The 25,985-nt window shown below is 40.5% G+C and carries 22 protein-coding genes and 2 pseudogenes; 23 read left to right on the top strand and 1 reads right to left on the bottom strand.

Annotation, left to right across the window (positions count from 1 at the left end; translation table 11 throughout):
• The first annotated feature begins 10 nt into the window (after positions 1-10).
• The 20 genes and pseudogenes from D7I46_RS07120 to D7I46_RS07035 all read left to right on the top strand — a co-directional run bounded on the left by D7I46_RS07120 (position 11) and on the right by D7I46_RS07035 (position 20,066).
• On the top strand, positions 11-1,192 hold the full coding sequence (locus D7I46_RS07120; RefSeq protein WP_120772269.1) for a pyridoxal phosphate-dependent aminotransferase: 1,182 nt from the start codon (positions 11-13) through the stop codon (positions 1,190-1,192).
• Positions 1,185-1,514: a GIY-YIG nuclease family protein gene (locus D7I46_RS07115; protein ID WP_120772268.1), complete on the top strand. Its 330-nt coding sequence runs from the start codon at positions 1,185-1,187 to the stop codon at positions 1,512-1,514. The genes D7I46_RS07120 and D7I46_RS07115 overlap by 8 nt, the downstream gene beginning before the upstream one ends.
• Positions 1,514-1,789 (top strand): hypothetical protein, encoded by a 276-nt coding sequence (locus D7I46_RS07110; protein WP_120772267.1) that lies wholly within the window; start codon positions 1,514-1,516, stop codon positions 1,787-1,789. The genes D7I46_RS07115 and D7I46_RS07110 overlap by 1 nt, the downstream gene beginning before the upstream one ends.
• The gene (gene asnS, locus D7I46_RS07105) at positions 1,786-3,129 is read left to right on the top strand and encodes an asparagine--tRNA ligase (RefSeq protein WP_120772266.1); all 1,344 of its coding nucleotides are present in this window, start codon (positions 1,786-1,788) and stop codon (positions 3,127-3,129) included. Before D7I46_RS07110 ends, asnS begins: the two co-directional genes overlap by 4 nt.
• 576 nt (positions 3,130-3,705) lie before the next feature.
• Positions 3,706-4,431 carry a MurR/RpiR family transcriptional regulator gene (locus D7I46_RS07100; RefSeq protein WP_120772265.1) on the top strand — a complete coding sequence of 242 codons (726 nt, stop codon included), beginning with the start codon at positions 3,706-3,708 and terminating at the stop codon, positions 4,429-4,431.
• A gap of 278 nt (positions 4,432-4,709) precedes the next feature.
• Positions 4,710-5,519: pseudogene (locus tag D7I46_RS13500) on the top strand (ABC transporter substrate-binding protein); the annotation flags it as partial.
• A 35-nt stretch (positions 5,520-5,554) separates the two neighbouring features.
• Positions 5,555-6,436 (top strand): ABC transporter substrate-binding protein, encoded by an 882-nt coding sequence (locus tag D7I46_RS13495; RefSeq protein WP_240424374.1) that lies wholly within the window; start codon positions 5,555-5,557, stop codon positions 6,434-6,436.
• Between the two features lie 281 nt (positions 6,437-6,717).
• Positions 6,718-7,848, top strand: coding sequence for an ABC transporter ATP-binding protein (locus D7I46_RS07090; protein ID WP_120773317.1), 1,131 nt, complete (start codon positions 6,718-6,720; stop codon positions 7,846-7,848).
• The gene (locus tag D7I46_RS07085) at positions 7,845-8,825 is read left to right on the top strand and encodes an ABC transporter permease (protein ID WP_120772264.1); all 981 of its coding nucleotides are present in this window, start codon (positions 7,845-7,847) and stop codon (positions 8,823-8,825) included. The genes D7I46_RS07090 and D7I46_RS07085 overlap by 4 nt, the downstream gene beginning before the upstream one ends.
• Before the next feature lies 1 nt (position 8,826).
• Entirely contained in the window at positions 8,827-9,822 is a 996-nt protein-coding gene (locus D7I46_RS07080) for an ABC transporter permease (RefSeq protein WP_120772263.1), read from the top strand.
• The gene (locus D7I46_RS07075; protein WP_120772262.1) at positions 9,819-10,877 is read left to right on the top strand and encodes an ABC transporter ATP-binding protein; all 1,059 of its coding nucleotides are present in this window, start codon (positions 9,819-9,821) and stop codon (positions 10,875-10,877) included. The genes D7I46_RS07080 and D7I46_RS07075 overlap by 4 nt, the downstream gene beginning before the upstream one ends.
• A 79-nt stretch (positions 10,878-10,956) precedes the next feature.
• A pseudogene (locus tag D7I46_RS13800) lies at positions 10,957-12,668 on the top strand (glycoside hydrolase family 3 N-terminal domain-containing protein); the annotation flags it as partial.
• 72 nt (positions 12,669-12,740) lie between these two features.
• Positions 12,741-13,079 (top strand): fibronectin type III-like domain-contianing protein, encoded by a 339-nt coding sequence (locus D7I46_RS13795; protein WP_420844016.1) that lies wholly within the window; start codon positions 12,741-12,743, stop codon positions 13,077-13,079.
• Positions 13,076-14,521: a 6-phospho-beta-glucosidase gene (locus D7I46_RS07065; RefSeq protein ID WP_120772261.1), complete on the top strand. Its 1,446-nt coding sequence runs from the start codon at positions 13,076-13,078 to the stop codon at positions 14,519-14,521. The genes D7I46_RS13795 and D7I46_RS07065 overlap by 4 nt, the downstream gene beginning before the upstream one ends.
• The gene (locus tag D7I46_RS07060) at positions 14,518-15,459 is read left to right on the top strand and encodes an ROK family protein (protein WP_120772260.1); all 942 of its coding nucleotides are present in this window, start codon (positions 14,518-14,520) and stop codon (positions 15,457-15,459) included. The genes D7I46_RS07065 and D7I46_RS07060 overlap by 4 nt, the downstream gene beginning before the upstream one ends.
• 184 nt (positions 15,460-15,643) lie before the next feature.
• Positions 15,644-16,081, top strand: coding sequence for a hypothetical protein (locus D7I46_RS07055; protein WP_162930851.1), 438 nt, complete (start codon positions 15,644-15,646; stop codon positions 16,079-16,081).
• A 287-nt stretch (positions 16,082-16,368) separates the two neighbouring features.
• The gene (locus D7I46_RS07050; RefSeq protein ID WP_162930850.1) at positions 16,369-17,625 is read left to right on the top strand and encodes an LPXTG cell wall anchor domain-containing protein; all 1,257 of its coding nucleotides are present in this window, start codon (positions 16,369-16,371) and stop codon (positions 17,623-17,625) included.
• Positions 17,626-17,713: 88 nt separating this feature from the next.
• Positions 17,714-18,061, top strand: a complete 348-nt coding sequence (locus D7I46_RS07045; RefSeq protein ID WP_120772258.1) for a nucleoside triphosphate pyrophosphohydrolase family protein — start codon at positions 17,714-17,716, stop codon at positions 18,059-18,061.
• On the top strand, positions 18,058-18,696 hold the full coding sequence (locus D7I46_RS07040; protein ID WP_120772257.1) for a thiamine diphosphokinase: 639 nt from the start codon (positions 18,058-18,060) through the stop codon (positions 18,694-18,696). The genes D7I46_RS07045 and D7I46_RS07040 overlap by 4 nt, the downstream gene beginning before the upstream one ends.
• 446 nt (positions 18,697-19,142) lie before the next feature.
• On the top strand, positions 19,143-20,066 hold the full coding sequence (locus D7I46_RS07035) for a Gfo/Idh/MocA family protein (RefSeq protein ID WP_120772256.1): 924 nt from the start codon (positions 19,143-19,145) through the stop codon (positions 20,064-20,066).
• Here the strand turns inward: D7I46_RS07035 and D7I46_RS13280 are convergent.
• A complete protein-coding gene (locus D7I46_RS13280; RefSeq protein ID WP_162930849.1) occupies positions 20,052-20,192 on the bottom strand; it encodes a hypothetical protein in 141 nt (46 codons plus the stop codon). The genes D7I46_RS07035 and D7I46_RS13280 overlap by 15 nt on opposite strands.
• 436 nt (positions 20,193-20,628) lie before the next feature.
• Between D7I46_RS13280 and D7I46_RS07030 the strand changes: the two genes are divergently transcribed.
• The 3 genes from D7I46_RS07030 to D7I46_RS07020 all read left to right on the top strand — a co-directional run bounded on the left by D7I46_RS07030 (position 20,629) and on the right by D7I46_RS07020 (position 25,982).
• Positions 20,629-21,963 carry an amino acid permease gene (locus D7I46_RS07030; RefSeq protein ID WP_120772255.1) on the top strand — a complete coding sequence of 445 codons (1,335 nt, stop codon included), beginning with the start codon at positions 20,629-20,631 and terminating at the stop codon, positions 21,961-21,963.
• Between the two features lie 246 nt (positions 21,964-22,209).
• On the top strand, positions 22,210-23,334 hold the full coding sequence (locus D7I46_RS07025) for a GLUG motif-containing protein (protein WP_120772254.1): 1,125 nt from the start codon (positions 22,210-22,212) through the stop codon (positions 23,332-23,334).
• A 71-nt stretch (positions 23,335-23,405) separates the two neighbouring features.
• Positions 23,406-25,982, top strand: a complete 2,577-nt coding sequence (locus D7I46_RS07020; protein ID WP_120772253.1) for an LPXTG cell wall anchor domain-containing protein — start codon at positions 23,406-23,408, stop codon at positions 25,980-25,982.
• The last annotated feature ends 3 nt before the right edge of the window (positions 25,983-25,985 follow it).

Here is a 25,985-nt window from a genome sequence, read left to right as displayed (position 1 = left end):
CGGAGGAATTATGAAAAAATGTTCTGATTTTGTATTAAAAATGGATGAGTCTGTAACCCTAGCAGCAGCAAATCGTGCAAAGGAATTAAAAACTCAAGGCAAAGATATTATAGACCTTACACTAGGTCAGCCTGATTTTCCAACACCTAAAAAAATTGGAAACGCAGCAATTGCTGCAATAGAAAATGGCAAAGCGAGTTTTTATACACAAGCAGGAGGTTTACCTGAACTTAAAGCTGCGGTGCAAGGTTATTGGCAGAGATTTTATGGTTATGAAATTGACAAACAAGAGATTTTGATTACCACTGGAGCAAAATTTGCTCTTTATACCTATTTTATGGCAACGCTTGACCCTGATGATGAAGTGATTATCCCTGCACCTTATTGGGTTTCCTATGTAGACCAAGTTAAAATGGCGGGAGGTAAGCCTATCATTGTAAAGGCTCAACAAGAGAACCATTTTAAAGTCACAGTTGAGCAGTTAGAAGCTGCCAAAACGAATAAAACTAAAATTTTGCTACTTAACTCTCCATCCAATCCGACAGGAATGGTTTACTCAAAAGAAGAGTTAAAACATATTGGAGAATGGGCAGTTGCAAATGATTTATTGATTTTAGCAGATGATATCTACCATCAATTAGTTTATAATGGTGCGAAATTTACAGCTATATCTAGCCTTTCGGATGAAATTCGGGAGCGTACGATGGTCATCAACGGAGCATCGAAAACCTATGCGATGACGGGCTGGCGAATTGGTGTTGCTGTTGGAGATTCAGAAATTATCAGTGCAATGACTAAAATTGCAAGTCAAACGACGTCCAATCCTACAGCCGTTGCGCAATATGCAGCTATCGAAGCTTTTTCTGGAGCAGATGAGGATTTTAAGAAAATGCACGCTGCTTTTGAAGAACGACTAAATGTGATTTATCCAAAACTTGCAGAAATTTCTGGTTTTGAAGTCGTTAAACCAAATGGAGCGTTCTATCTCTTCCCTAAAGTGCTAGAGGCGATGAAAATTAAAGGCTATAATGATGTGACTGAGTTTACTACAGCAATTCTTGAAGAAGCAGGCGTTGCTCTGGTAACAGGTGCTGGCTTTGGTGCTAAAGAAAATGTTCGTTTGAGCTATTCGACAGACTTAGAAACTCTAGAAGAAGCAGTAAAGCGAATTAAGGAGTGGATGGATGCTTGATAAAAATGAAGCAAAAAAATCTTACAAGCTCGCAGAGAAAATTGGCGGCATTGTAGCCTACAAAAACCTAAGTACAGGTAAAAAATATATTGATATTGCACCCGATTTAGGGGGTGCAAAAAATCGTTTTGAGTTTGCAAGAAAAACGGGGAATGGCTTACCTTATGCTATTGAAAAAGATGCAAAAAATGGAGATTTTGAATTCGAAGTTTTAGAAGAACTCAAAAAAGACGAACTTCAAAGTGATAAAGCATTTAAAGAGGATTTAAAAATTCTAAAAGAAATTTGGTTAGAAAAATTCTCGGAAGAGGAATTATACTAATGGCTGAGTTGTTCGCTGATTTATTTGGAGACATTATCATTCAAACTTTGTTTGGAGCGACAAAACAAGGGAAAAGTAAGAGAATATTTTGGATTCAAGGTATTTTCAGGACGCTTATTGTACTTGGATTTGCGATTATTGTCGGAATATTTGCCTTGATTGTTCCCCAATTTATCACAAAGCTTATTCTGACAATTTTATCCTTTGGTGCATTAGTACACTATTTTTATTACACGTTAGAATCAATCAAAAATTATAGAAGGACTTATTTATGAAAGACTTAATTTCAATCATTGATGTGAAAAAACACGTCGGTGAAACAGTAAAAATCGGCGCTTGGGTCGCTGACAAATCTGGTAAAGGGAAACTTCAATTTCTCCAATTGCGCGACGGGACAGCGTTTTTCCAAGCGGTCGTCTTCAAGCCAAATATGATTGAAAAATATGGCGAAGAAATTGGAGTTGCCAAGTTTGATGCAATCAAACACTTATCCCAAGAAACTTCTGTTTATGTGACAGGTATAGTTAAAGAAGATGCACGCTCAAAATTTGGCTATGAACTGGATGTGACTGATCTTGAAGTTATAGGAGCTTCACAAGATTATCCAATCACGCCAAAAGAGCATGGGGTTGAGTTTTTATTAGATAATCGTCATCTTTGGTTGCGTTCAAAACGTCAAATGGCAATTATGCAAATCCGCAATGCCATTATCTATGCCAGCTATGATTTCTTTGCGAAAAATGGTTTTATTAAGTTTGACTCTCCGATTCTTTCAGGTAATGCGGCTGAAAATACGACAGAACTTTTTGAAACGGACTATTTTGGCAATCCTGCATTTTTAAGTCAATCTGGACAACTTTATCTTGAAGCTGGTGCCATGGCACTTGGTCGCGTTTTTGACTTTGGCCCTGTTTTCCGTGCAGAAAAATCTAAAACTCGTCGTCACTTAACGGAGTTTTGGATGATGGATGCTGAGTATCCTTTTGTGACACATGATGAATCTTTGGATATTCAAGAAGCTTATGTCAAAGCTTTGTTACAAGGTGTTTTGGATAATGCAGCTTATGCGTTAGAAACACTTGAACGTGATACCAGTCTTTTACAAAAATATATTGATACGCCATTTATGAGAGTATCTTACGATGATGCAATAGATTTGTTACAAGTACACGAACACGATGAAGATACAGACTATGAACACGTAGAGCATGGCGATGATTTTGGCTCTCCACATGAAACTTGGTTGTCAAACTTTTACGGTGTCCCAACCTTTGTGATTAATTATCCAGCAAGCTTTAAGGCCTTTTATATGCGTCCAGTACCTGGTAATCCTGAGCGTGTCCTCTGTGCCGACTTGCTTGCACCAGAAGGTTATGGAGAGATTATCGGTGGTTCTGAGCGTGAGACAGATTATGATTTGTTGCTTCAGAAAATTGCTGACTTTGGTCTAAATCCAGCAGACTACGAATGGTACTTGGAGCTTCGTAAATTTGGTTCAGTACCTCACGCAGGCTTTGGACTTGGACTTGAGCGAATGGTTACTTTTGCAGCAGGGACAGAACATATCCGTGAAGCAATTCCATTCCCACGAATGATTAATCGTATCAAACCTTAAAAATTAAAGTGATTACTTCAGTTGTGGGGAATTCTTTTCCTACACAGCTGTTAGTAGAACGAAAGCAGAGCTTAGCGCTGCTTATCCCGCCACCTTATAGGGGTGACGGTTGCTAAGTTAAAATTTGTCATGGTAAACTTCATCGCTTTTGTATGAAGTTGCACCGTGGCAATTTTTTTATTGTAAAATGTGAGAGTTTTCTAAAATAATGTTTGGAGCTATACAATCAGATTCATTAGGCTTATGAGATAGATATAGTCTGTAAACTTACTCACCCCAAAATTATCCGCGTTCCATTTCATCTTTGAAGAAAATGATGGATAGATTGCACTAGTTTAGAAAACTTGCGAAAATTTTACAATAACAAAGAACTGTAAGCGTTTTTTTGGTATAATCAATTTATCAATTGAGAGAATTATCACCCGCTTCGTCGGAATGCTGATTGCAGCTGCTAGTTATCCCATCAATCACAAGCCGCTAATAAAGAGCAGGACGAGAAGATTGGTAGCGTTTTTGCGAGGAAGGTGTCAATTCGTTGTTAGTTTTTGTAACGCAGATATAAAGGAGTAATAAAAAATGGCATTTTTAGGGAAAGTAGATTTTAAAAAATTAACGGAGACTGAGAAATCAATCTATAATTATTTACGTGATAATTTTGAAAAAATTCCCTATATGCATGTCAGAGATATCGCGTTAGAGGCTCATGCTGGCTCATCTAGTGTTATGAGACTGATTCGTAAACTAGGTTACGATTCGTATTATAATTTTCAAGAGTTTGTTGAAAATCAGCAAATGAAATCAACTGCTGACAGTGATATGTTTCGTCTATTGTCAGCAAGTCACTATCCCACAGAACTAATAGGAAAATGTCGTCAATTATCAGAAATGATGATAAAAGCTGATAGTATTATCTTTTTTGGTCTTGGCGCATCAGGGAATATTTGCCGATATGCAACTCGCAGGTTTGCGACGTTAAACCTCAATGCTTCAGCATTGACAGATATGACCTATCCTTTGGATTCTCGTCTCATAGAATCACAAGATAGTTTAATTATTGTTTTTTCAATTTCTGGAGAAACGGGGGAACTACTTGAGGTATTGCAGCATGTAAAAAATAAAGATAAGGTTTTGATTGCGTCAGTTACACCCCATGATGAAAGTACTTTAGCAAGAATAAGCAATATCTCTATAAACTACAAAGTAGAAGAACGTCGTATTAATCTTTATGGAGATTTAACAAGCCAAATTCCAGCAATATTTATAATAGAAGTATTATCTGAGATGATTTTGGAAGAAAAATAGCTGGTACCGCAATTTATCCTTCGGAACAATGTAAGTAATAAATTTTGATTTTGTAATAATCGAGGTTCAGAATCGCTAGTTAATGCGATTGATGAATCTCGATTTTTTACATCTTTATTATTTTTGTATGTATTAAGATAAAATTGTACCGTATTTTTGGTACCGCTCCCAAAAGATAATATAGCTATTGACTCTACAATAAAAACAGATATAATGTAAGCGTAATCAAAATTCAAAGGGCTAGCCCTTTCTCTTATCTATGATAAGAGAAATACTAAATGGAAGTTAGACTTTGTATTTTAATTTGTAAAATAAAATTGTTTTCATTAGGAGGAAACAAAATGAAACTTTGGAAAAAAGTTGCACTTGGTAGTGCATCTGTCCTTGCCGTTGCAACACTTGCTGCCTGTGGTTCATCAAGTGCTAGTGGTAACAAAACTGCAGCACCTTCACATGTGCTTACATTTGGTAAACCAGATGGTCCTCAAACGAATAACTCAAATCCTTTCTTAGGGACTTCAGCAGCTTCAGTTCAAGGTTATCGTTATGCGATTTATGAAACATTGGTTCAATATAATGATGTTGACCCCACTCAAAAACCTCAAGGTTGGTTAGCTACAAAATGGGAATGGAACTCAGATTATACCCAAGTTAAATTTACTATTCGTAAAGGTGTGAAATGGTCAGATGGTAAGCCATTGACCGCAGAAGATGTTGCTTATACTTTCAATCTTATGAAGAAAACACCAGCTTTGAATAGCCAATCCATTCCATTTGGAGATATTACCACATCTGGTGATACAGTAACGATCAACTTTACGTCAAATCAATATGTGCATCAAAGTGCAATTTATGGCCAATTTATTATTCCAGAACATATTTGGAAAGACCAAGACGCAACAAAATGGACTGACCAAAAACCAGTAGGTACAGGACCTTACGTGCTTAAATCTTGGTCAACTCAAGGAGTAACTTTGACTGCCAATCCAAATTATTGGGGTGGAAAACTTAAAGTTCCAACGATTCGCTATATTGAATACAATGATAATACTTCTTTGACAAACGCAATGACATCAGGTCAAGTTGACCACGGCTTCGTTTATATCGCAAATTACAAGACAGCGTGGTTGGCAAAAATAAAGCGAATAAAGCATGGTATCCATCAACACTTGGTAACACAACGTTATTTACCAATGATGCCAAAGGGGCTTTTTCAAATCTTAGTTTCCGTCAAGCAGTGTCAACAGTGATTGACCGCGCACAACTTTCTCAACAAGGAACTACAGGTGCATCAAGCCCAATTACGAGTGTTACAGGGCTTCCAGAATCAGGTAAAGATTTTATCTCGTCAGATTATACAGGACAAACTTTCAAGACGAGTCTTTCTGATGCAAAAACAATTCTTACAAAAGCCGGCTACACAGGAGTGGGTACTAAGAATGGATTGAAGGATGCAAAAGGTAATGCAGTAACAGTCATGTTGACAGACCCAGCAGGTTGGTCAGACTATGATGCAGAGCTTCAACTTATTGGTTCTGAAATTGAGTCTTTGGGTGCGAAAGTCACAGTTCAAAATCCATCTTATGATACATGGAATGATCAAATTTCTAAGGGGAACTTTGATGGTGCGCTTCACTGGACAGATTCTGGATTTACTCCATATAACATCTACCTTGATTCAATGGACCAATCTTTCTACAAACCACTTGGGCAAGTTGCAACCTATAATTTTGGTCGTTTCCAAAATCCAGAAGCCTCAGCTGCTCTGAAAGATTATGCTAATGCCACTTCTGATGCACAAAGAACGAAAGACCTTGCCACGATTCAAAAGGTATATGTAGAACAAGTTCCAGTTATTCCTGTACTTGAAGTTCCAGTTTGGGGAAATTATACAGAAAGATACTACACGGGATGGCCAACGAAAGAAAATCCATATACAGATATCAATATGACAACGCCAGCTGAAACCTTAGTTTTAACTAAACTAAAACCAGCAAGTAACTGAATCAAATAAAAGAAGAAGTAAGCAGAAAGGGTTCTTTTGAGCCTTTTCTTTACTATGTTAATCCATCTTTAAGATTCACTGGAATTTTAAAGATAGATGTCATGGTGTGAGTTTTACACTATGAAGTAGTTATTCGTTAAAGCATCTTGTAGCGAATAATTTATAGTAATAAATGTATTTATAAACTTTATTTTTTCATCAAACTCCGTTTGCAAAAGTAAAAGAGTTTCTGAAGAACTTTAATTTAAAAAGAAGGTGCTAAATTGCCAGTGAAAGAAAATATGAAAACTACAATAAATTCAAAAGCAACGGAATCTTCTCGTGAAACAAATGAAAGTCCAGTTTTGAGTGCAAAACACATCGTTAAGCACTTTCCGGTTGGTGGGATTAAACGGGATAAGGTCGTGCACGCGACAGATGATGTCAGCCTTGATTTGTACGCAGGTCAGGTGGTTGCTCTGGTGGGAGAGTCTGGCTCTGGTAAATCTACTATCGCAAAATTATTAAGCCAACTTGTGCCGATTACGAGTGGTACGATTGAGCTTAATGGACAGCCTGTCAATGCAAAATCGGGGAAAAGGTTTCGTGAATATACCAATCAAGTGCAAATGATTTTTCAAGACCCTTTTGGTTCATTGAATGCAGTACATACAATTCGCTATATTCTTGGGCGTGCTTTACAGATTCACAAAAAGGGACTGCGTGGTAAGAAGTTAGAAGAAGCCGTGATTGAATTACTCCAGAGAGTAAAATTAACGCCAGCGGAGCGATATATTGATAAATTTCCTCATGAGCTTTCGGGAGGACAGCGTCAGCGGGTTTCTATTGCACGTGCTTTGGCGGCAGATCCTAAAGTGTTACTTGCTGATGAGCCAATCTCTATGCTAGATGTATCTATTCGTCTGGGCATTCTCAACCTTCTTAAAGATTTGCGTGACAATGAAGGAATTGCGATTTTGTATATTACGCACGATGTGGCTTCGGCTCGGTATTTTGCTGATGAGACTTTGGTTATGTACGCAGGACGGGTGATTGAGCGTGGTCCATCTGAGATGGTCACACAACATCCAGCGCATCCTTATACGGATTTGTTGGTGAACTCGGCACCTGACCCTGATGCGCTCAATGCTTTGCGAGGCGAGGCACACGGGGAAGCACCAAGCTTGATTGATCCACCGTCAGGTTGTCGTTTTCGGACACGTTGTCCGTTTGCTACGGAGCTTTGCGCGCGTGAGGTGCCACCGACAGTACGAGCTGCGACGGGCCAAGAAGTAGCGTGTTGGCTTTATACGGATCATCCTGAAGCGATGGTAAATATCGGAGATAAGGGTGAACTTAAAACAATCCATGATATGGAATTGCCTGATGAAGTCAAAGCAAAAATTGCTCAAAATAAGGAGATTAACTCATGAAATTTTTCATTCGTCGTGCGACTTTTTATATCGTAACGGCATGGGCAGCAGTAACGTTGAATTTCTTTATTCCGCGAATGATGCCTGGAGACCCTGTGCAAGCATTAATTGCGCGCTATCAGGGACAAATTTCGGTTGACGCGGTTAATTCATTGCGTAAACTTTTTGGAATGGATTCACATGAAACCCTTTGGCAACAATATATTGATTATTGGGTCAAGCTTTTTCATGGCAATCTCGGTGTATCCTTGCAAGCTTATCCGACAAAAGTTTCGACGATTATTGCTCAATCTTTGCCTTGGACGATTGGTCTGGTGGGCTTAGCAACGATTATTGCTTTTGTGATTGGGACAACGATTGGTATTATTTTGGGTTGGCGTCGTGGTACAAAATGGGATGCTTTGATTCCTATTACAACTTTCTTTTCATCTGTTCCTTATTTTTGGATTGGCTTGATGGCGATTGCGATTTTTGCAACAGCATTACAATGGTTCCCACAAGGCGGATCTTATTCGATTGATGCGATGCCAGGACTGAACGGTGCTTTTATTTCTTCGGTGGCTTATTATGGATTTCTTCCTGCTTTGACGATTGTTTTAAGCTCAATGGCAGGTTGGATTCTTGGGATGCGGAATATGATGGTCACGGTTTCTTCAGAGGACTATGTGACGGTCGCTCATGCTAAAGGTTTGAGAGAATCAGTCGTTATGTTCCGCTATGCTTCAAGAAATGCGATTTTGCCACAGATTTCTGGGTTTGCTTTATCACTTGGTTTTGTGGTTTCTGGGACTTTGGTTATGGAACAAGTCTTTAATTATCAAGGGATTGGCTATCGTCTGCTTCAAGCAACAAATAATCACGATTATCCATTGATGCAAGGGATTTTCCTTGTGATTACAATGTCGGTACTACTTGCAAATATTGTGGCGGATGTGGTTTATGCCTTTCTTGACCCACGGACGCGAAAGGAGGGGTAAAATGACTGAAGTAAAACAAACATCAGAGCCAAAAGTGGCAAAAAAACAGCATATGGTTTTCTTACGAAATACGAAGTCAATCATCGGTTTAAGTATTTTTGCTTTCTTTATCTTGGTCGCAATTTTTGGACCGATCCTTGCACCATTTGACCCAAATAAAACGTCTCCTTTGTCAAATGCTGCACCGTCTATGCAACATCTTTTGGGGACAACTAATGTGGGACAGGATATTTTCTCACAATTAGTGATCGGAACACGTGGCGTTATGGTGGTGAGCTTATCTACGGGAGTGATTGCGACGGTGCTCGCTGCAGTTATTGGTGTCTCGGCTGGTTTCTTGTCGGGCTGGGGCGATGAGCTGTTGTCCATGTTGACAAATATTTTCTTGGTTATTCCTGGCTTGCCTTTGATTATTATCATCATGGGGACGATGCAAAATGCGGGACTTGGCGCGATTGTATTAGTGATTTCATTTACGGGCTGGGCTTGGGGTGCACGGGTGTTGCGCTCGCAAACGATGTCTTTGCGGACACGTGATTTTGTAGAGGCAGCGCGTGCTTCTGGCGAGTCACGTTGGCGGATTATCATTTTTGAGATTTTGCCAAACTTGACAGCGATTTTGGCTTCGACTTTTATTGGCACGGTAACGGCTGCGATTATGTCACTTGTGACTTTGTCTTATATTGGGATTATCCCGCCTTCAGATTGGTCTTGGGGAACGGTACTTTATTATGCGCAAAATAATGGCGCGTTTACCTCGGGGCAATGGTGGTGGTATGCGCCTGCGGGGCTTTGTGTGGCTTTTCTTGGGATGAGTCTTGCTTTGATTAATTTTGGGATTGATGAATTTGTCAATCCACGCTTGCGTAATACGGGCATGAACGCTAAGATTTTGAAAAAACGTGGCATTCGTCCACGTGTTGGTTTTACGCCGATTGCTAATCGTAATCATGATGAACGAGGGCGTGTCATCAAAGGTCAGGAGGTAAAATCATGACAGATTTTTCAAAAGCAGAGCCTGTACTTGAAATTAAGAATTTGAGTGTAGATTATGGCTATACAGATGATGCGGCACACGTTTTGCGTGGCGTCAGCTTGACCTTGCATGAGGGAGAGGTTTTAGGCTTGGCTGGTGAATCGGGTTGTGGGAAATCAACTTTGGTTTATGGTGCGACGCGTTTATTGCCTCCGCCAGGATTGATTACGAGTGGCGAAGTTTGGATAAAAGGGGTCGATGGCGAACGACGTGATTTGCTGAAAATGTCCGATAAGGAGCTGCGTGAACAACGCTGGGTTGATGAAGCTGTCGTTTTTCAAGGGGCGATGAACTCGCTCAACCCTGTGTATAAGGTGGGACGTCAAATCAAGGATGCCATACAGGCGCACCGCCCAGACTGGGATAAGATGCAGCTGCAAAAGCGTGCGGTGGAATTGATGGAAATGGTGGGAATTTCCCCTGACCGTTTGGAATCTTTTCCTCATCAGCTGTCTGGCGGGATGCGACAACGGGTCATGATTGCGATGGCTTTGGCGCTTGAGCCAAAGGTTTTAATCATGGATGAGCCGACGACGGCACTTGATGTGGTCATGCAGCGACAGATTGTGGAGCAGATTACGGAGTTGCGTAAGAAGCTGGGATTTGCGGTTATTTTTATCACGCATGATATGTCTTTGTTGATTGAGATTGCGGATCGGATTGCGATTATGTATGCGGGTCAGATTATTGAAGATGGGCCTGCGTTGGATTTGTATGAGCACGCGAGGCATCCTTATACTAAAGGCTTGATTAATTCATTTCCGCCTTTGCATGGACCGCGGCGAGAGTTGGGCGGTATTCCTGGAACGCCGCCTGATATGGCGACTTTGGGGGCTGGTTGTCCTTTCGCTGATCGTTGTGCTTTTGTCCATGAGGGCTGTCGGGAGTATGAGGTTGATTTGAAACCGACAGATGTCTCAGGAGATGATGCGAGTCATTTGGTAGGGTGTATTCTCTATGATGAGTTGAGGCAAGGAAAAGAACTTCCAACTCAGCTGACTGGTCATAAAAAGTAAAAAGTGTAAGATGAGCGCTAGAATGAATGGTTTCCTCCTATTATCGTTCTGGCGCTTATTGTTTTGAAGGTGTAAAAAAATGGATGAAAAAAATTTACGACAGTTGTTTGAGTCAATGACTTTGGCTGAGAAGTTGGGGCAGATGACGCAGACGACGGGTGAGCATTTTGTGGGCGAGGAGTTTGCTGATGAGTTGGTGATTACGGGTCCTTCGATGGAGGATTTGGGATTTAATCAGGAGAATATTTATCAGATTGGCTCGGTGCTTGGTGTGTCTGGGGCTGCGGCGATCAATGCGGTGCAGACGGAGTATTTGGCAAAGAGTCGATTGAAGATTCCTTTGATGTTTATGCATGATGCGATACATGGGTATCGGACGATTTTTCCGATTCCTTTGGCGCTTGCGAGTTCGTTTGACCGCGAGTTGCTGCGTGATGTTGGGCGACTGACAGCCTGTGAGTTGCGTGCTTCTGGCATTCAGGTGGATTTTTCGCCGATGACGGATGTGGTGCGTGATAGTCGCTGGGGCGTGTCATGGAGAGTTTTGGCGAGGACGCTATTGTTTCTGGTGAGCTGGGGCGTGCGATGATTGAGGGGTATCAAGGTTCTCGCGATGGTGGGATTGCGCCTGACGGTGTGGTGGCTTGTTTGAAGCATTTTGCGGCTTATGGTGCGCCAGATGGTGGTCGTGATTATGCCAGTGTGGATATGAGTATGAAGGAGTTTTTCGGCTTTTATGCGCGGACTTACGAGCTGTCATTGCAGGCTAAACCTCGAATGGTGATGGCTTCGTTTAATTCGCTCAATGGGGAGCCTGCCACGGCTTCTAAATGGCTACTCGATGAGATTCTGCGTGGGCGTTTTGATTTTGATGAATTATTGATTTCGGACTGGGGCGCTGTGAGTGAGCTGAAAAATCACGGTGTAGCGGCTGATGATGCAACAGCTGGACTTTTGGCACTTGAGGCTGGGATTGAGATTGAAATGGTCTCGAATACCTTTTTGAAACATGGTGCGGATTTTGTGGAGCAATCGCCTGAATTGCTAGGGAAAATTGACACAGCGGTTTGGAAAATTTTGAGCTTAAAAAATGAATTGGGCTTGTTTGAACGTCCGTTTGCTGATGGAGCAAAAGAAGCCGAAATAGTGCGCTCTGATGAGCTGGTCAAAGCGGCTAGAAATGCAGCAAAGGAAAGCTGTGTTTTGCTGAAAAATGACAATGAACTCTTGCCTTTATCAAAAAATGACAATGTGCTTATCATTGGTCCATTTGCCAAAACACAGGAGTTGCTAGGGAACTGGAACTGCAAGGGCAAGGTGTCAGAGACGATTTCTGTCGAAAATGGTTTCCGTCAGTACACTGACAGGGTTTTTGCTTATGAATTTCTTGGCGAGGTGCCAGAGGAAGTGCTTGTCAGTACTGACAAAGTGCTCGTCACAGTTGGTGAGTCGTGGGGTAAGTCGGGCGAGGGGCATTCGTCGGTCAATCTGGAGCTTCCTGCTGCGCAGCAATCTTTGATTTTTGACCTGAAAGCTTTGGGCAAGAAAGTGATTGGACTGGGCTTTGCGGGGCGTCCGCTTGCGCTTGGTACTGTGATTGATGAGCTGGATGCGCTTTTATGGACTTGGTATTTGGGCAATGAAGCAGGGTCAGCGATTGCGGAGTTGGCGCTTGGTCTTGACAGTCCAACAGGTCGTTTGCCGATGAGTTTTCCGCGGGTCAGCAGTCAAGTACCGCTGCGTTATAATGAGTTGCGCTCTGGTCGTCCTGCTAATGACAGCACTTACAGCAGCCGTTATCAAGATTTACCGATTGGTCCTTTGTTTAGTTTTGGGCAAGGATTGCGCTATGGGCGCGTGAAAATGAGTGAAATCAGGCTGTCAGATAGGGTCATGACGAACTTACAGCCTGTCAGTATCAGTTTATTACTGACCAATGAAAGTGAGTATGACACAGCAGAAAGCGTTTTACTTTTCATGGAAGACCCTGTGTCAAAAATCGTTCGGCCTGTGCGCGAGTTGCTTGATTTCAAACGAGTTGCGCTTGACAAAGGAGAAAGTAAGCGTGTTGAATTTTCTGTCAGTACTGACAGCCTGTCAGCAGTGAATAATCAAGGCGAAAAGCAGTTGGAGGCTGGTGTCATTCGGTTTTATATCAATGATTTGACGGAAAAAATTGGCGAAGTTGAGGTGGTAAAATGACAAAAGAATTTCCAAAAAATTTCCTCTGGGGCGGCGCTGTGGCAGCGCATCAGATTGAGGGTGCTTATGACGCGGACGGTCGCGGACTATCCTGTGCGGACGTGATGACGGCTGGCAGCAATGGTGTCGAACGCGAGATTACTGACGGAATTGTCAGTGGCAAATATTATCCAAATCACGAGGCGATTGATTTTTATCATCATTATAAAGAGGACATCAAACTCTTTCAGGAGCTGGGTTTAAAGGCCTTTCGGACGTCGATTTCATGGAGTCGGATTTTCCCCAATGGCGATGATGAATTGCCAAATGAAGCGGGCTTACAGTTCTATGACGCGCTGTTTGACGAGCTTTTGGCAAATGGAATTGAACCTGTGATTACGCTTTCGCACTTTGAAATTCCCTATCATCTCTACACCGAATACGGCGGATTTCGCAATAAAAAACTGATTGACTTTTTTGTCAAATATGCCAAAACCGTCATGACGCGCTATCAGCACAAGGTCAAGTATTGGATGACCTTCAACGAGATCAATAACCAAGCGGACGGTCAGTCAGCACTTCATGTTTGGACCAATTCGGCGGTGAAGATTGCTGATGATGAAAATAAAGAAGAAGTTGTCTTTCAAGCGGCGTTGAATGAATTGATTGCCTCCGCAAAAGTTGTCAAGCTTGGGCATGAAATCAATCCTGATTTTCAAATCGGCTGCATGATGGCTTACGTGCCGATTTATGCGTATTCTTGTAGTCCGCTAGATGCGATGGCGGCGGTCAAGGTCATGGAGCGGCGCTATTTTTACAGCGACATTCACGCACGCGGTCACATTCCGCGCTACACGCTCAAATACTGGGAAAAGCAGGGTTATCAGATGGATTACTCGGCGGACGAGTTGCAAGCGCTTGCTGATGGAACGGTGGATTATATCGGATTTTCGTATTATATGTCAAATGCTGAGACGACGATTGCGGAGCTTGATGGACAGATGATTTCAGATTTTCCAAATGCAAAAATGACCAAAAATCCCTACATCAAAGCGAGCGACTGGGGCTGGCAGATTGACCCTGTCGGCTTACGCTATGTGTTAAATGCCGTGTATGAGCGCTACGAAAAACCATTATTTATCGTGGAAAATGGTTTTGGCGCTTATGACAAGAAAGAAGCGGACGGTAGCGTGCATGACGATTATCGGATTGACTATCTGCGTGCGCACATTGAGCAGATGGAAAAAGCGGTTAATGAAGACGGCGTCGAGCTAATGGGCTACACGCCGTGGGGCGTCATCGACATTGTCAGCTTTGGTTCTGGCGAGATGGAGAAGCGCTATGGTATGATATATGTGGACAAGGACAATCAAGGCAATGGCACACTTGCCCGCAGCAAGAAAGATTCTTTTGCTTGGTATCATGATATAATAGACCATAACGGCTTGGAGGAAGCAATATGAGTGATTTTTTAGCGTTTGACATCGGTGGGACGTTTGTCAAATACGGCGTGGTCGCTGATGACGGCGAAATTTTGGAAAAAGGTAAATTTCCGACACCTGATGAAGAAAAACCGTTTCTGTCAGCGCTGACAGAAATGACAAAAAGTCTGTCAGTGCGCTTTGAGCTTGCGGGCATTGGCATTTCAGCACCAGGCACGCCCAATCGCGACGGGGTCATGGTCAATTTTGGCGGCTTGACAAAAATGTACGGCCTGCCTTTGCGCGAAAAGCTGTCAGCACTGACAGACTTGCCTGTAGTGGTGGAAAATGATGCGAATGCAGCTGCCATTGCTGAAAAGTGGCTCGGTGCTGGCAAGGATTATTCGGATTACATGGTCATGGCGCTTGGCACAGGCATCGGCGGCGGCATTGTCATCAATGACCAGATTTATCGCGGCGGACACGGCATTGCAGGCGAATTTGGGTGGGCGCTGACCAATGGCATCACAGTGGTCGGCGAGCTTGAAGATGTTTCGCAAAACTTCAAAGCAGCAGCCGTCATGGGACTTTTACGGACTTACAACGAAGCGCAAAAATCCATCACCCATGGCCATTTTACGCCATTACTTGAGGCAAAAGAAGTCGTGGATTTGGCACAAGCAGGCGACAAAATCGCAGGTATTGTCTTTGAGCAGTTTCTGTGCGACCTCACGGTCAATCTCATGAACCTGACGGCTTGCTTCGACCCAGAAGTCATCTTGATCGGCGGCGGCATCTCGGCGAATGATTACTTCATAAGAGCGCTTCAAGCGAAATGGTCTGAGCTGATTGAGCGACATTTCGGCCTAAGTCGGATAAAAAATCAAGGTCTGCTGACCGAAATCAAACCCGCTGGTCTGCAAAATGATGCAGGAATGCTAGGGGCGGCATACACGATTAAGATGAAATTGAGACCATGATAGCTTTTTGAAGTTATTAGTGTCAACCATTACAGTGAATTTCTGATGTTACTGACATCTTAATCATCAATTTCTTATGATTAGAAATGAGTGAAAAAAGGTACTCTGCTATCCATTCATTCACTCTATCCCCATTTCGCTGCATTTCTTGGCAATCGTACTCACATCTTGGTATAATAAAATCATGGAAAATGAAGATGATTTTCGCTTGAAACAGGCGGATTCTGAATATGAACCAATGGTGGATTTGGCGACACGCCAATTGGCTGAACGAATGGCGGAGCGTGCGGTGGTGACGCATGAGCTTTATAAATATGATTACTTTGAACCACAGTTTATATCAGATTTTATTGCTGAATTTGTGATTTCTGCTTACGCAAATTATTGGATTAAGCCAGAGCATCTTGACGAAGAAAGTATGCTGATTTTATTTGTCAACTTGGCGAGTGAAAATATGCGAGGTGTTCCTAATGAAGCCGTGCAATATCATCGGCTGTTTGGTCAGCTCTGTGATCTTTACTACGAACAGGGGTGTTTGCGAGGGGTGCTTGTGGATGATTTTGAATATAAGCAAATGCTGCTTGGAATTTTGGCGGATATCTATAGTCAGAAACTGACCTAAATCAGATGGTGAGTTCAAGTTAAAAATAAAATCCAAACATTTAAAAAAATTAAAAATGTTCTCCAATATTGGAGAGCATTTTTTAGTTTGGGGTCAATTATGAATAAATTCTAAATTTTGTATCATTTGATTCTCGATTTTATTTAATATTATGAAAAAATAATATTATGAAAAAATAATGAAAGCATTAAGTTTTGAAAATGCTATAAATATGAGGTGTTATGCTATTGAAGCAGTATATAAGCTTGTGTTATGATATGAAAGTAAAATTAGAAAAGGGGTATTTTATGAGAAAAAGGATTTTACAATTCTTAATAATAATTTCAGTTATTCTACTTGGAAACATTGTTTTGACGAATTTTAGTCACCTGTCAGTGCTGACAGCTTTTGCTGATGCAAGTTCACCCGTGGTAGTTTCAAATGAGGAGCAACTCGTAGCAGCTATTGATAATCCGTCAGTACAAAATATAGAAATTTCTGGTACTTATCAAATCGGAGGACGCGGTTCAGGAATCCAATTAACAAAAGATTTTGATGGTAAAGGAAAAACGATTAAGGTTGCACCAAATAATTACGGTTTGTTGGTGGACGACTCTTATGCCAATAATTCGTATGGAGCTATTTCTCCAAATAAAATCACGATTTCCAATGTGAAGCTTGTTTCAGAAGGTAGTGCAACAGCTCTGCCTGTGCTGAATGTTATCTCGACTGACGATTTAACTTTATCAAATGTCATGCTTGATATGAGCGCTGCTCAAAATTCACAGGCAACGATGAATCTCAAAGCTGTGAGTGATGTTGATTTGAGTGGAGTCACGGCTACTGGAGCAGGGGCTTTTATTGATTATTCACCTAAAACTGCAAATACAATGAATTTAAGTTTTGATAATAGTATGAAGGTGGATACTAGTGCTGCATTGGTGATGGATGAGAGTAATGGTGCAACTTTAAGCTTTGCAACAAACCCAATGGATACTTTCTTTACAGAATTACCCTCTTATGATACAGCAGGGAAGATTGATATTGCAGAAAAAGTCGTTTCTGGAGAAATTCCTGCTCCTTTGATTGCAAGTATTACTTACTCAACGACAACAAAAACAGAAAAAGCCGTTACAGCGACTTTGAGAGCCAATAAAGCGATTACCATCAAAAGTCGTGCTGCGGGTTGGACAGCGACAGATAGTAGCAACAAAGTCTTTACAAAAGTTTTCACAAGCAATGCTTCAGAAACAGTGAATTTTATAGATGATGACGGTGAAAGTGCAACAGCAGATGTTTTTGTTAACTGGATAGTAGCTCCAACTCCGTCTAGCCCCAAACCAACTCCTCCAAGCTCAACAACAGCACCATCAAAACCTGCTCCAAGCTCAACAGAAATGGTAATTTCGTCGACTCATTCGACAAATAATGAACAAAAATCGAAAGAAAAAGCAGAACTTCCAAAAACAAATGATACATCAGGAAGAACACTTAGTTTTGTTGGACTAAGTCTTCTCACAACTTTAGCAACTTTTGAATTTTATAGAAAAATTATCAAAAATTAATTTACAAACTTGTCGTAAAAAGATACGGCAAGTTTTATATTTTTGATGATATGCTATAATTGAGAAAGAGGATTAGAGCGGAGAATTTATGGACTTAAATGAATATCAAGAAGCAATTGTGAAGTTTGACATGAACGGAGATATCCGAAATATAGATAAAATTGATTTTGCTTTTTTGGATAAAGTTTTAGGGTTGTCAGGGGAGTCTGGAGAAGTTGCTGACAAAGTAAAAAAAATAATTCGTGACCAAGAAGGCCTAATAAGAGAAGAAGATAAGCTTGCTCTGAGTAAAGAGCTAGGAGATGTCCTATGGTATGTCGCAACTACTGCTAGGTACTTAGGACTGTCATTAACAAATATAGCTGGGACAAATTTGAGTAAGCTTGAAAGTCGGCTTGAGCGAGGGAAAATTTCAGGGGCGGGTGATAATCGATGAAAATTTTGATTGTCGCAGGTCTAGCCGAAGTTCTTCCTAATGAAAGTTTTGACAGAAAAATCGGTGTAGACCGTGGAAGTTTGTTTTTGATAGAAAATGGACAAGAGCCTGATCTTGCAGTGGGAGATTTTGATTCTGTCAGTGCTGACGAATTTGAAAAAATTTCTGTCAGCAGTAAAGAAATTGTCAAATTGCCTGTCCAAAAAGATAAAACTGATTTAGAAGTTGCTTTAGATTGGGTATTGGAAAAATTTCCAGAGGCAGAACTTACAATTATTGGCAGTCTTGGCGGACGTTTGGATCATTTATTGACCAATGTTTTTTTGCCAACGCGACCTCAGTATCAGACTTTAGCTGAAAAAATAACAGTAATTGATCAACAAAATTTAGTACGTTATTTATTACCTGGGCGCCATATTTTATATCAGATTGAACCTTATCGCTACATTGGTTTTATGCAAGTAGAAAGTGCGGATACGCTTGCGATTGAAGGGGCAAAATATCCTTTGAAAGCCGAAGAAAATTTTAGTCAAATTTATGCAAGCAATGAATTCATCAGCAATAAAATGACCGTATCACTTGATCAGGGAATGGTCATCGTCATTTATTCTAGGGACAGAAAAGAGATAAATTAACTAACCCTTTTTGAAAGGTGTGAAAAAAGATAAAGCTGGGAACTTGTCTGCGACAGAACCTCTAGATTTCCTATTTTTTAACTTTTCAAAACAGTCGAACTCACATCTTACAGCTGAGTTCTGGGCGCTTGAAATTAGTGAAAATAGACAAATTCTAGAACCGTGCTTTCGCACGAACCTGAAATTTTCTAATTTTCATAATTTCAGAACGAGCGCCTCTCACATCTTACAACTGATTTCGGGGTGCTAAAAGCTAGGTGATTAGATAAAATGGAATCTGTGCTTCGTACAGAACTACATTTTCCTAAATTACTACACTTTTGGACGAGCAATCTTCACATCTTAAAATGAAAGGAATTGAGTTCTAGCTTTCTTGTCCAATCTGGCAGGAGTGGTGATTATAAAGTACCAGTGGCAATTTTCATATTGGGACTCACATCTAAAAAATGATTATCGGAGTAATCGGAGCAACATCAAATATTGCAAGTAAAGCTTATTTACCAGTTTATGCAAAAATGCAGGCTGAACATCGCTTTGTTTTGTATTCTCGTGAATGGGAAAAAGCTGAAAAAGTACGTCAACAATACAAGTTTGAGTACGCTACAGAAGATTTAGCTTCACTCGAAACATTGGATTTGCTCATTATCCATGCAGCAACAAGTCAGCATTTTGGACTAGCAAAACGCTATTTAACAGCAGGAGTTCCAGTATTAATGGATAAACCTGTGTCAGAAAATCTAGCGGAAGTTCAGGAATTACAACGACTTGCAGAGGAAAATAATGTTCTTTTTGTCGTTGGCTTCAACCGTCGTTTTGCGCCACAAACGGAAAAACTCAAAGCTGTACCACATAAAAATATGGTAAAAGTGAGCAAAAATCTTGCTCATCAGGCAAGTAGCAATGTGCAATTTTCAATGTATGATATTTTTATTCATCCATTGGATACATTGATTTATCTGTTAGATGATGAAATTTTGGATACGCATACTTCTATCAATTTTGATGAAGACGGAAAATTGGTACGTGCGGCTGTCATGCTTGAAACGGCGACAACGACAGGGATTGCGACAATGAATCTCATGTCAGGTGCCTTTAGGGAAGAATTTACAGTAGAGTCACAAACGGAAACACTACGTCTGTCAGAACTGACAGAACTTGAAAAATTTGTAGGACTTGACTGTCAGCGTTTTGGCATCAACGGCTGGCAATCAGCGACATACAATCGTGGTTTCGACCATTTAGTCCAAGGAATGGTAGAAGCCGTAGAAAATTTTGATGGCGAAAATCGATCTGAACTCTTAAAAACGCTTAAACAAGATAATATCTTCAAGTCACACGAAATCATTTCCAAAATGTTAGAACAAAAGTAATCCTGTCAGTATGCTGACAGCTTGCACCATATCGGAAAAATTCATCAAAAATCCCGTCAGCATACTGACAGGATTTTTGATGAAAAAAATGGCGAAAGATTCAGCTGATTCTTGCAATTTGTTCAAAAAGACAGTATAATTATAGAAAATTCAGGATAAGGAGAACCAGATGTATTCACAACAATTCACAGTCTTTTACTTTTGGCGCAGATAGTTTGTGTTTATGCAGAGGCGTAGATACAACTTTTGAGTACACTCAAAATTCTGCTGCCTGCGATTCTCAGGAAGACCGGATAGTAAAGTGCTATTCGGTTTTTCTTTTTGGATTTTAAAAATTGTGGCAAGTCTTAGGAAATGATAAAATTTCTGACTAAAGTAAAACTAATCGCAAACGACTCCAAGCAGGGTTTTACGTGATTTGACCACAGTGAATTGAGTCAGAACGCTTGAAATCTGTGAAAAAACCAAAACTTATTAAGAAGTTACATTATCTTATTATGGTTTTCTATTTTTCACATTTAAAAGTAAATTCTACTCCTATTTTATAGAAATGGAGAATTTCATGGAAAATTCTAAAAAAGTGTTGAAGTCTTCACTGAAAACTCGACACGTTGTTATGCTCTCACTTGGGGGAGCGATTGGTGCAGGTCTTTTTGCAGGTTCAGGCTCAGCGATAGCTGCAGCTGGTCCATCTGTTATTTTTACCTACTTAATTGCTGGACTTATTTTATTTGTCGTGATGCATGGTGTTGGACAAATTGTACTTCATCAAAAAACACGCTCTGTAGGTATGGCGGGATTGATTGAACCATATGTGGGTAAGCGTTTTGCACACTTTACCGACTGGGTTTACTGGTCAACATGGATGTGTGTCACAGTAGCAGAAGCATCTGCTATCGCTCAATTTTTGAGTGTATGGTGGCCTAAAGTTCCAGATTGGATTTTTGTACTTATTGTAGCGTTGATTACTTTGGGAATTAATCTTTACTCAGTACGGGCATTTGCTGAAACAGAGTACTGGCTTGCCATCGCAAAGATTGCAGTTATTATTGTTTTGATTGTCTTAGGAATTTGGTTTCTCTTTGCTCAAGTGCTTCATATGGGAGTAGCAGATGGATTGGGACGGATGAATGCCTATGGTGGTTTTGCACCCCATGGGATGAAAGGCTTTTTCAACGCTATGCTGATGGTCATTTACTCCTATGGAGGTTCTGAGTTGGTGGCTATTACTGTTTCAGAAGTGGAAGACCCAAAGACAGCGATTCCTAAAGCCATTCGTGGAGTAATGACTCGTATTGTCGCATTTTACTTCATTCCAATGTTTCTTTTTATTGAACTCTACTCTTGGAAGTTTTTAAGCACAACAAAAGAAAGCCCATTTGCACTCATTTTTGATAAATTTGGAATTCCTGGAGCGGCACATATTATCAACTTCATCATCATTTTAGCGCTCTTTTCAGTGATTAACTCAGCAATCTATGCAACATCACGTTCGCTTTACTCACGGACAAAAGATTCAAAACTTGGGGCAGCGCGTTGGTTAAGCGCACTTTCTGAGAAAAATGCGCCTTTACATGCCATTGCTTTCTGTTCTGGACTGCTCTTTATTGGTGTTATCTTGTCTTATATCTTTGGAGCAAATCTTTTCAACTATCTTGCAGGTTCAATCTCATATACGATTTTGATTGTTTGGATTATGCTTTTAATCGCAAGTTTGATTTTCTATTTCAAAGGCGGATATGGTTCAGCCTTTATCAAAATCCTCTCCGTTTTGACCTTAGTTGTATTACTTGTGATTGGTTATTTCACAGTGACTTCAAATCCGTGGGGACTCACTGTTTTTGCAATTGTAATCTGTTTAGCAAGTCTGCTTTCTTATCATAAGGCAAAAAAATAACAAGCGTATCCCTAAGAAGACTATTTTCTTATTATTTAGGAATCTAAAAAGATTAGGAAATTCTAATCTTTTTTGTTTGTTATAATATAATTAAACGAGAACTAAATAAATCATGATAAATCTGAATTTATTAACCTTTTTTGTTTATTTTTTTCTAATGGTTTTGTTAGATGAAATACATTTTGTTTTTTTTTTTTTTTAGAAAAATATGAGAAAATAATAAATGAATTAAAACAAAAGGAGAAAATGATGCAAAAAAAGAAAGTTTTATCTGCTCTACTCTTGAGTACATTGATTTTATCAGAAGCAGCACCAATTTATGCGAGCGTTCAGGAAATTGAAACAAACACCAAAACAGAATTGGTTACAGCTGATTCAACGATTGAGGAAGCGGAAAATAGTATCAATGAACCTGTGCAAGAAACCGAAAAAGAAATAGCAGAGGATGGAGAAAAAAATTTCGGAGATCAACCACTAGAGGATATTGCAAAAGGAAACCTGACTCAAATTACTGAAGAAAGTTTCACTCCGAAATCTGAAGAGATTACTCCTATTTTTTCAGGTGGAGATGGAAGCGCAACCAATCCGTATTTAGTAGCTGATGCAACGGATTTTGACAATATTCGTAATGATTTAAATGCACACTATAAGCTGGTCAACAATATTACGCTGAGTGGAGGTTGGACACCGATTGGAACTTCCTCTTCACCATTTAGAGGGAACCTAGATGGAGGAAACCATACAATCTCAGGATTGTTTATAAGTGCAGCTATTGCAAGAGTAGGATTATTCGCATATGCTAATGGAGCGAGTTTTAAAAACCTCACACTAAACAATATATATGTTAATTCAACGATCGCAGGAGATATTAGTAACAGAGTGAGTGCAGGTGGACTAGTTGCTTATCAGACGGGAGGAGGAGAGTTTTCCAATATTCGAATGAATGGCGGAGAAGTTAGAACTTCTACAAGCGCAACTAATAATTATGTCGCATATATTGGAGGAATGATTGGCTATATTGAGGGAGAATCTAGAATTACAGATTGTTCCTCCTCGATTAATGCCTATGGCACAAGACAAGTTGGAAGTTTAATTGGTTATAGTAATGGCGCAACTATATCGAAGTGTTATGCAACTGGAAATGTGTTAGGTGATGAATATCTTGGGGGCCTTGCAGGAAATTTAGCTAATGGAATAATCACTAATAGTTATGCAACTGGAAATGTATCAGGGCGATATGTAGTCGGAGGAATGATAGGTTCAGCAGTCAGTGGTACTGGACAACAGTCAGTTATTTCGGATAGCTATGCAACTGGAAATGTATCGGCCTCAGGAAGTTCTCAGTATCAGGTTTCTTTTTTGGGGGATTAGTAGGATGGATAGGTACTGGATATATATATAAAAGCTATGCTAAAGGAAATGTTACTGGAGGACTCGACCATGTGGGTGGAGCAGTTGGATTAGCTCGAGGTACCAGCATTTCAGATGTGTACGCAACGGGGAATACTCAAGGTCGAAGCTTTGTGGGCGGAGTTATTGGTGCAGGTTACGGGGAGTTTACAAGACTCTATGCAACTGGTAGGGTAACTTCAACGGGACTTGGTGCTGGCGTAAGTAATACAGGGACATCTTCTATTGCAGGAGGTGTTTTGGGAGGATTTGAAAGTTACGCACCTACTAACAAGCTTACTGATAGTTACGCTATGAATCCAGTTATTTCTGCACCTAATACTGCACCGAAAGAGGTTGGAGTGCTTGTAGGTAGAGTTAATTCAAGTACTATTACCAACAATTACCGTTGGTCTCGGATGGTTCTCCCTACAGATGTGATAGTGGATGATGATGCGGATGGTAAACATGGTGCGCCACTTCATGCAGGACTATTGCGAACTAGAGAAACTTATACAGAAAATCCTACCGCATGGGGCTTTAATGAAACGGGATGGAAGTGGAATGCAGAACAGCGTTATCCCATGTTAGGCTTTGGACCAGAAACGGATGGATTACCTATTGCGACAGTGGGAGAAACTACAATAGAGCCAGTGACTTATAACGGTGCCAATACTACTTTGGCTGCTGCTGATTTATTCCAAACTTTCTATGCTCCGACAGGGGTGATGGGAAATATCAGTCAATATAACTTTTCTTGGAAAAATGCAGACGGATCAATTACAGGTACGGCTAGTTTATCAGCAGATCAACAGTCAATTATTCTTAACTTGACAACAGTTGGAGAAATCACAGTTATTGCTACTCCAAATATTGACCCACGTAGTCTATCTGAAGGACAAAATTGGTTTGAAGCTAATATCACAGTTACACCGAAAGCATTGAATATTAGTGACTTAGCGCTAACAAAAGTATGGGATGGGACACCAGACTTTGAAATCACAGATGATGATATGCTAGACGATATGTTTGATGGTCTGCTTCCAGAAGATGAAGACTACGTTTCTCATAATCTTATTGGAATGTTAGGACAACATACAGTAGGTGATGTTCCTAGTGCTAATGTGGGGACAGGAATTTTTGTTCCAGAAGATGATACACTCGTTGCTTTGGTGGGAGAACGTGCAGGAAACTATAGTTTATCGACCCAGCCAGAGATTACCACAACAATTACAGCTCCAAGCATTGAAGAGGGGTTGATTGATGGTAAAGAGCTTGAGCAAACTTATCAAGGACAGGAAATCCGTATTGCTATTTCAGACTTGTTTGAACTTCATGACAGTATTTTAGACGATACAGTATTTGAGTTGACTTCAGGGCATGGGACACTTGTTCGTGACGGTGATGAGCTTGTCTTGAGTGGCGCGGATGTAGGAATCTATACGATTAAAGCCGAACATAGTTTTGCTCAGGCAGAGGCAGAAGCGGAATTGACAATTATCCCAGCAGTTCTTTCGGTTTCACAAGGCTATATTCCAGGAAAAATATTCACAGGAACTCGTGTTATTTCATCAGAAACTGATGAGAGCGGAATATTGAGTCTTCCCACAGTCGAAGGCGTTGCATCTGGAGAAGAGATTGGTTTTGATTTATCAAAGGAGAATATTACAGGGATTGAGCCTGATTTTCGTGAAGGATATGAGCGCGAAGAAGTATTGGGAACACTTGCGTTTGCTAGCCCGTATGTTACTGCTCATGATGAATTAGGGCATTTTGTAGATAATCGAATTGTGACTAGTGATGAAACGGACGACAATCGTTTGACGCTTAAATTTGGTACTGGAACGAACTCCAATAATTATATCTTGGCAACGGCGATAACAAGTCTTAATGCTCGTGAAGCAACGGAAAATTATAGTTTTGATGTAAATGAGCTTTTTGAAGTAGGGCACATTACTCCATTTGATGGGGCAAAACTCTTTCTAGATGGAGAGAAATTGCAGCTTGATGAAGTGACAGGAACGATTACGATAGGTACAGATTTTGTCAAGTATGATAATGAAATAAGCGTGTTGGATGCTTTGAAACGTCATGAGAATTTCTGGGAGAGTGAAATTTCTGATGCAATAGAATTTCGTCTTTATGATACAAATCCAACAGAAAGTTTGACACGGACCCTACCACTTCAAACTGTGCGAAATAATACGGAGAATCCAAGTTTCACAGCTTTACCTGCAGGAACTTACTATATCGTAGCCGTGCATCAAGCAAGCCAAAATTTCTATACAGGTACTCCTTCAGAGGTCTATATGATTACATTAACAAATGTTGGTGATGGCAATGGCAATGGCAATGGCAATGACAATGGCAATGGCAATGACAATGGCAATGACAATGGTAATGGCAATGGCAATGGCAATGGCAATGGCAATGGCAATGACAATGGCAATGACAATGGCAATGACAATGACAATGGCGGTGATAATGATAATAGAAACCAACTTATTACAGGTGCTGAAAATGTTGAGACACCAAAGTCCCTTCCCATGACTGGAGAAATAATGAGTTTACTCGGATTTGCAGGTGTAGCTCTATTAACTTTAGGGGTGATGATTAAGAGGAAAAAATGAATT

Origin of the sequence: Lactococcus allomyrinae (assembly GCF_003627095.1) — a bacterium.
GTDB classification, from domain to species: Bacteria; Bacillota; Bacilli; order Lactobacillales; family Streptococcaceae; genus Lactococcus; species Lactococcus allomyrinae.
Note: the sequence above shows the minus strand (reverse complement) of the source record. Positions and strands in the feature narration are given on the sequence as shown.

Coding starts and splice junctions, on each gene's coding strand:
- D7I46_RS07120 (WP_120772269.1), top strand. CDS start 11: ATGAAAAAATGTTCTGATTTTGTATTAAAAATGGATGAGTCTGTAACC.
- D7I46_RS07115 (WP_120772268.1), top strand. CDS start 1,185: ATGCTTGATAAAAATGAAGCAAAAAAATCTTACAAGCTCGCAGAGAAA.
- D7I46_RS07110 (WP_120772267.1), top strand. CDS start 1,514: ATGGCTGAGTTGTTCGCTGATTTATTTGGAGACATTATCATTCAAACT.
- asnS (WP_120772266.1), top strand. CDS start 1,786: ATGAAAGACTTAATTTCAATCATTGATGTGAAAAAACACGTCGGTGAA.
- D7I46_RS07100 (WP_120772265.1), top strand. CDS start 3,706: ATGGCATTTTTAGGGAAAGTAGATTTTAAAAAATTAACGGAGACTGAG.
- D7I46_RS07090 (WP_120773317.1), top strand. CDS start 6,718: ATGAAAACTACAATAAATTCAAAAGCAACGGAATCTTCTCGTGAAACA.
- D7I46_RS07085 (WP_120772264.1), top strand. CDS start 7,845: ATGAAATTTTTCATTCGTCGTGCGACTTTTTATATCGTAACGGCATGG.
- D7I46_RS07080 (WP_120772263.1), top strand. CDS start 8,827: ATGACTGAAGTAAAACAAACATCAGAGCCAAAAGTGGCAAAAAAACAG.
- D7I46_RS07075 (WP_120772262.1), top strand. CDS start 9,819: ATGACAGATTTTTCAAAAGCAGAGCCTGTACTTGAAATTAAGAATTTG.
- D7I46_RS13795 (WP_420844016.1), top strand. CDS start 12,741: ATGAGTGAAATCAGGCTGTCAGATAGGGTCATGACGAACTTACAGCCT.
- D7I46_RS07065 (WP_120772261.1), top strand. CDS start 13,076: ATGACAAAAGAATTTCCAAAAAATTTCCTCTGGGGCGGCGCTGTGGCA.
- D7I46_RS07060 (WP_120772260.1), top strand. CDS start 14,518: ATGAGTGATTTTTTAGCGTTTGACATCGGTGGGACGTTTGTCAAATAC.
- D7I46_RS07055 (WP_162930851.1), top strand. CDS start 15,644: ATGGAAAATGAAGATGATTTTCGCTTGAAACAGGCGGATTCTGAATAT.
- D7I46_RS07050 (WP_162930850.1), top strand. CDS start 16,369: ATGAGAAAAAGGATTTTACAATTCTTAATAATAATTTCAGTTATTCTA.
- D7I46_RS07045 (WP_120772258.1), top strand. CDS start 17,714: ATGGACTTAAATGAATATCAAGAAGCAATTGTGAAGTTTGACATGAAC.
- D7I46_RS07040 (WP_120772257.1), top strand. CDS start 18,058: ATGAAAATTTTGATTGTCGCAGGTCTAGCCGAAGTTCTTCCTAATGAA.
- D7I46_RS07035 (WP_120772256.1), top strand. CDS start 19,143: ATGATTATCGGAGTAATCGGAGCAACATCAAATATTGCAAGTAAAGCT.
- D7I46_RS07030 (WP_120772255.1), top strand. CDS start 20,629: ATGGAAAATTCTAAAAAAGTGTTGAAGTCTTCACTGAAAACTCGACAC.
- D7I46_RS07025 (WP_120772254.1), top strand. CDS start 22,210: ATGATGCAAAAAAAGAAAGTTTTATCTGCTCTACTCTTGAGTACATTG.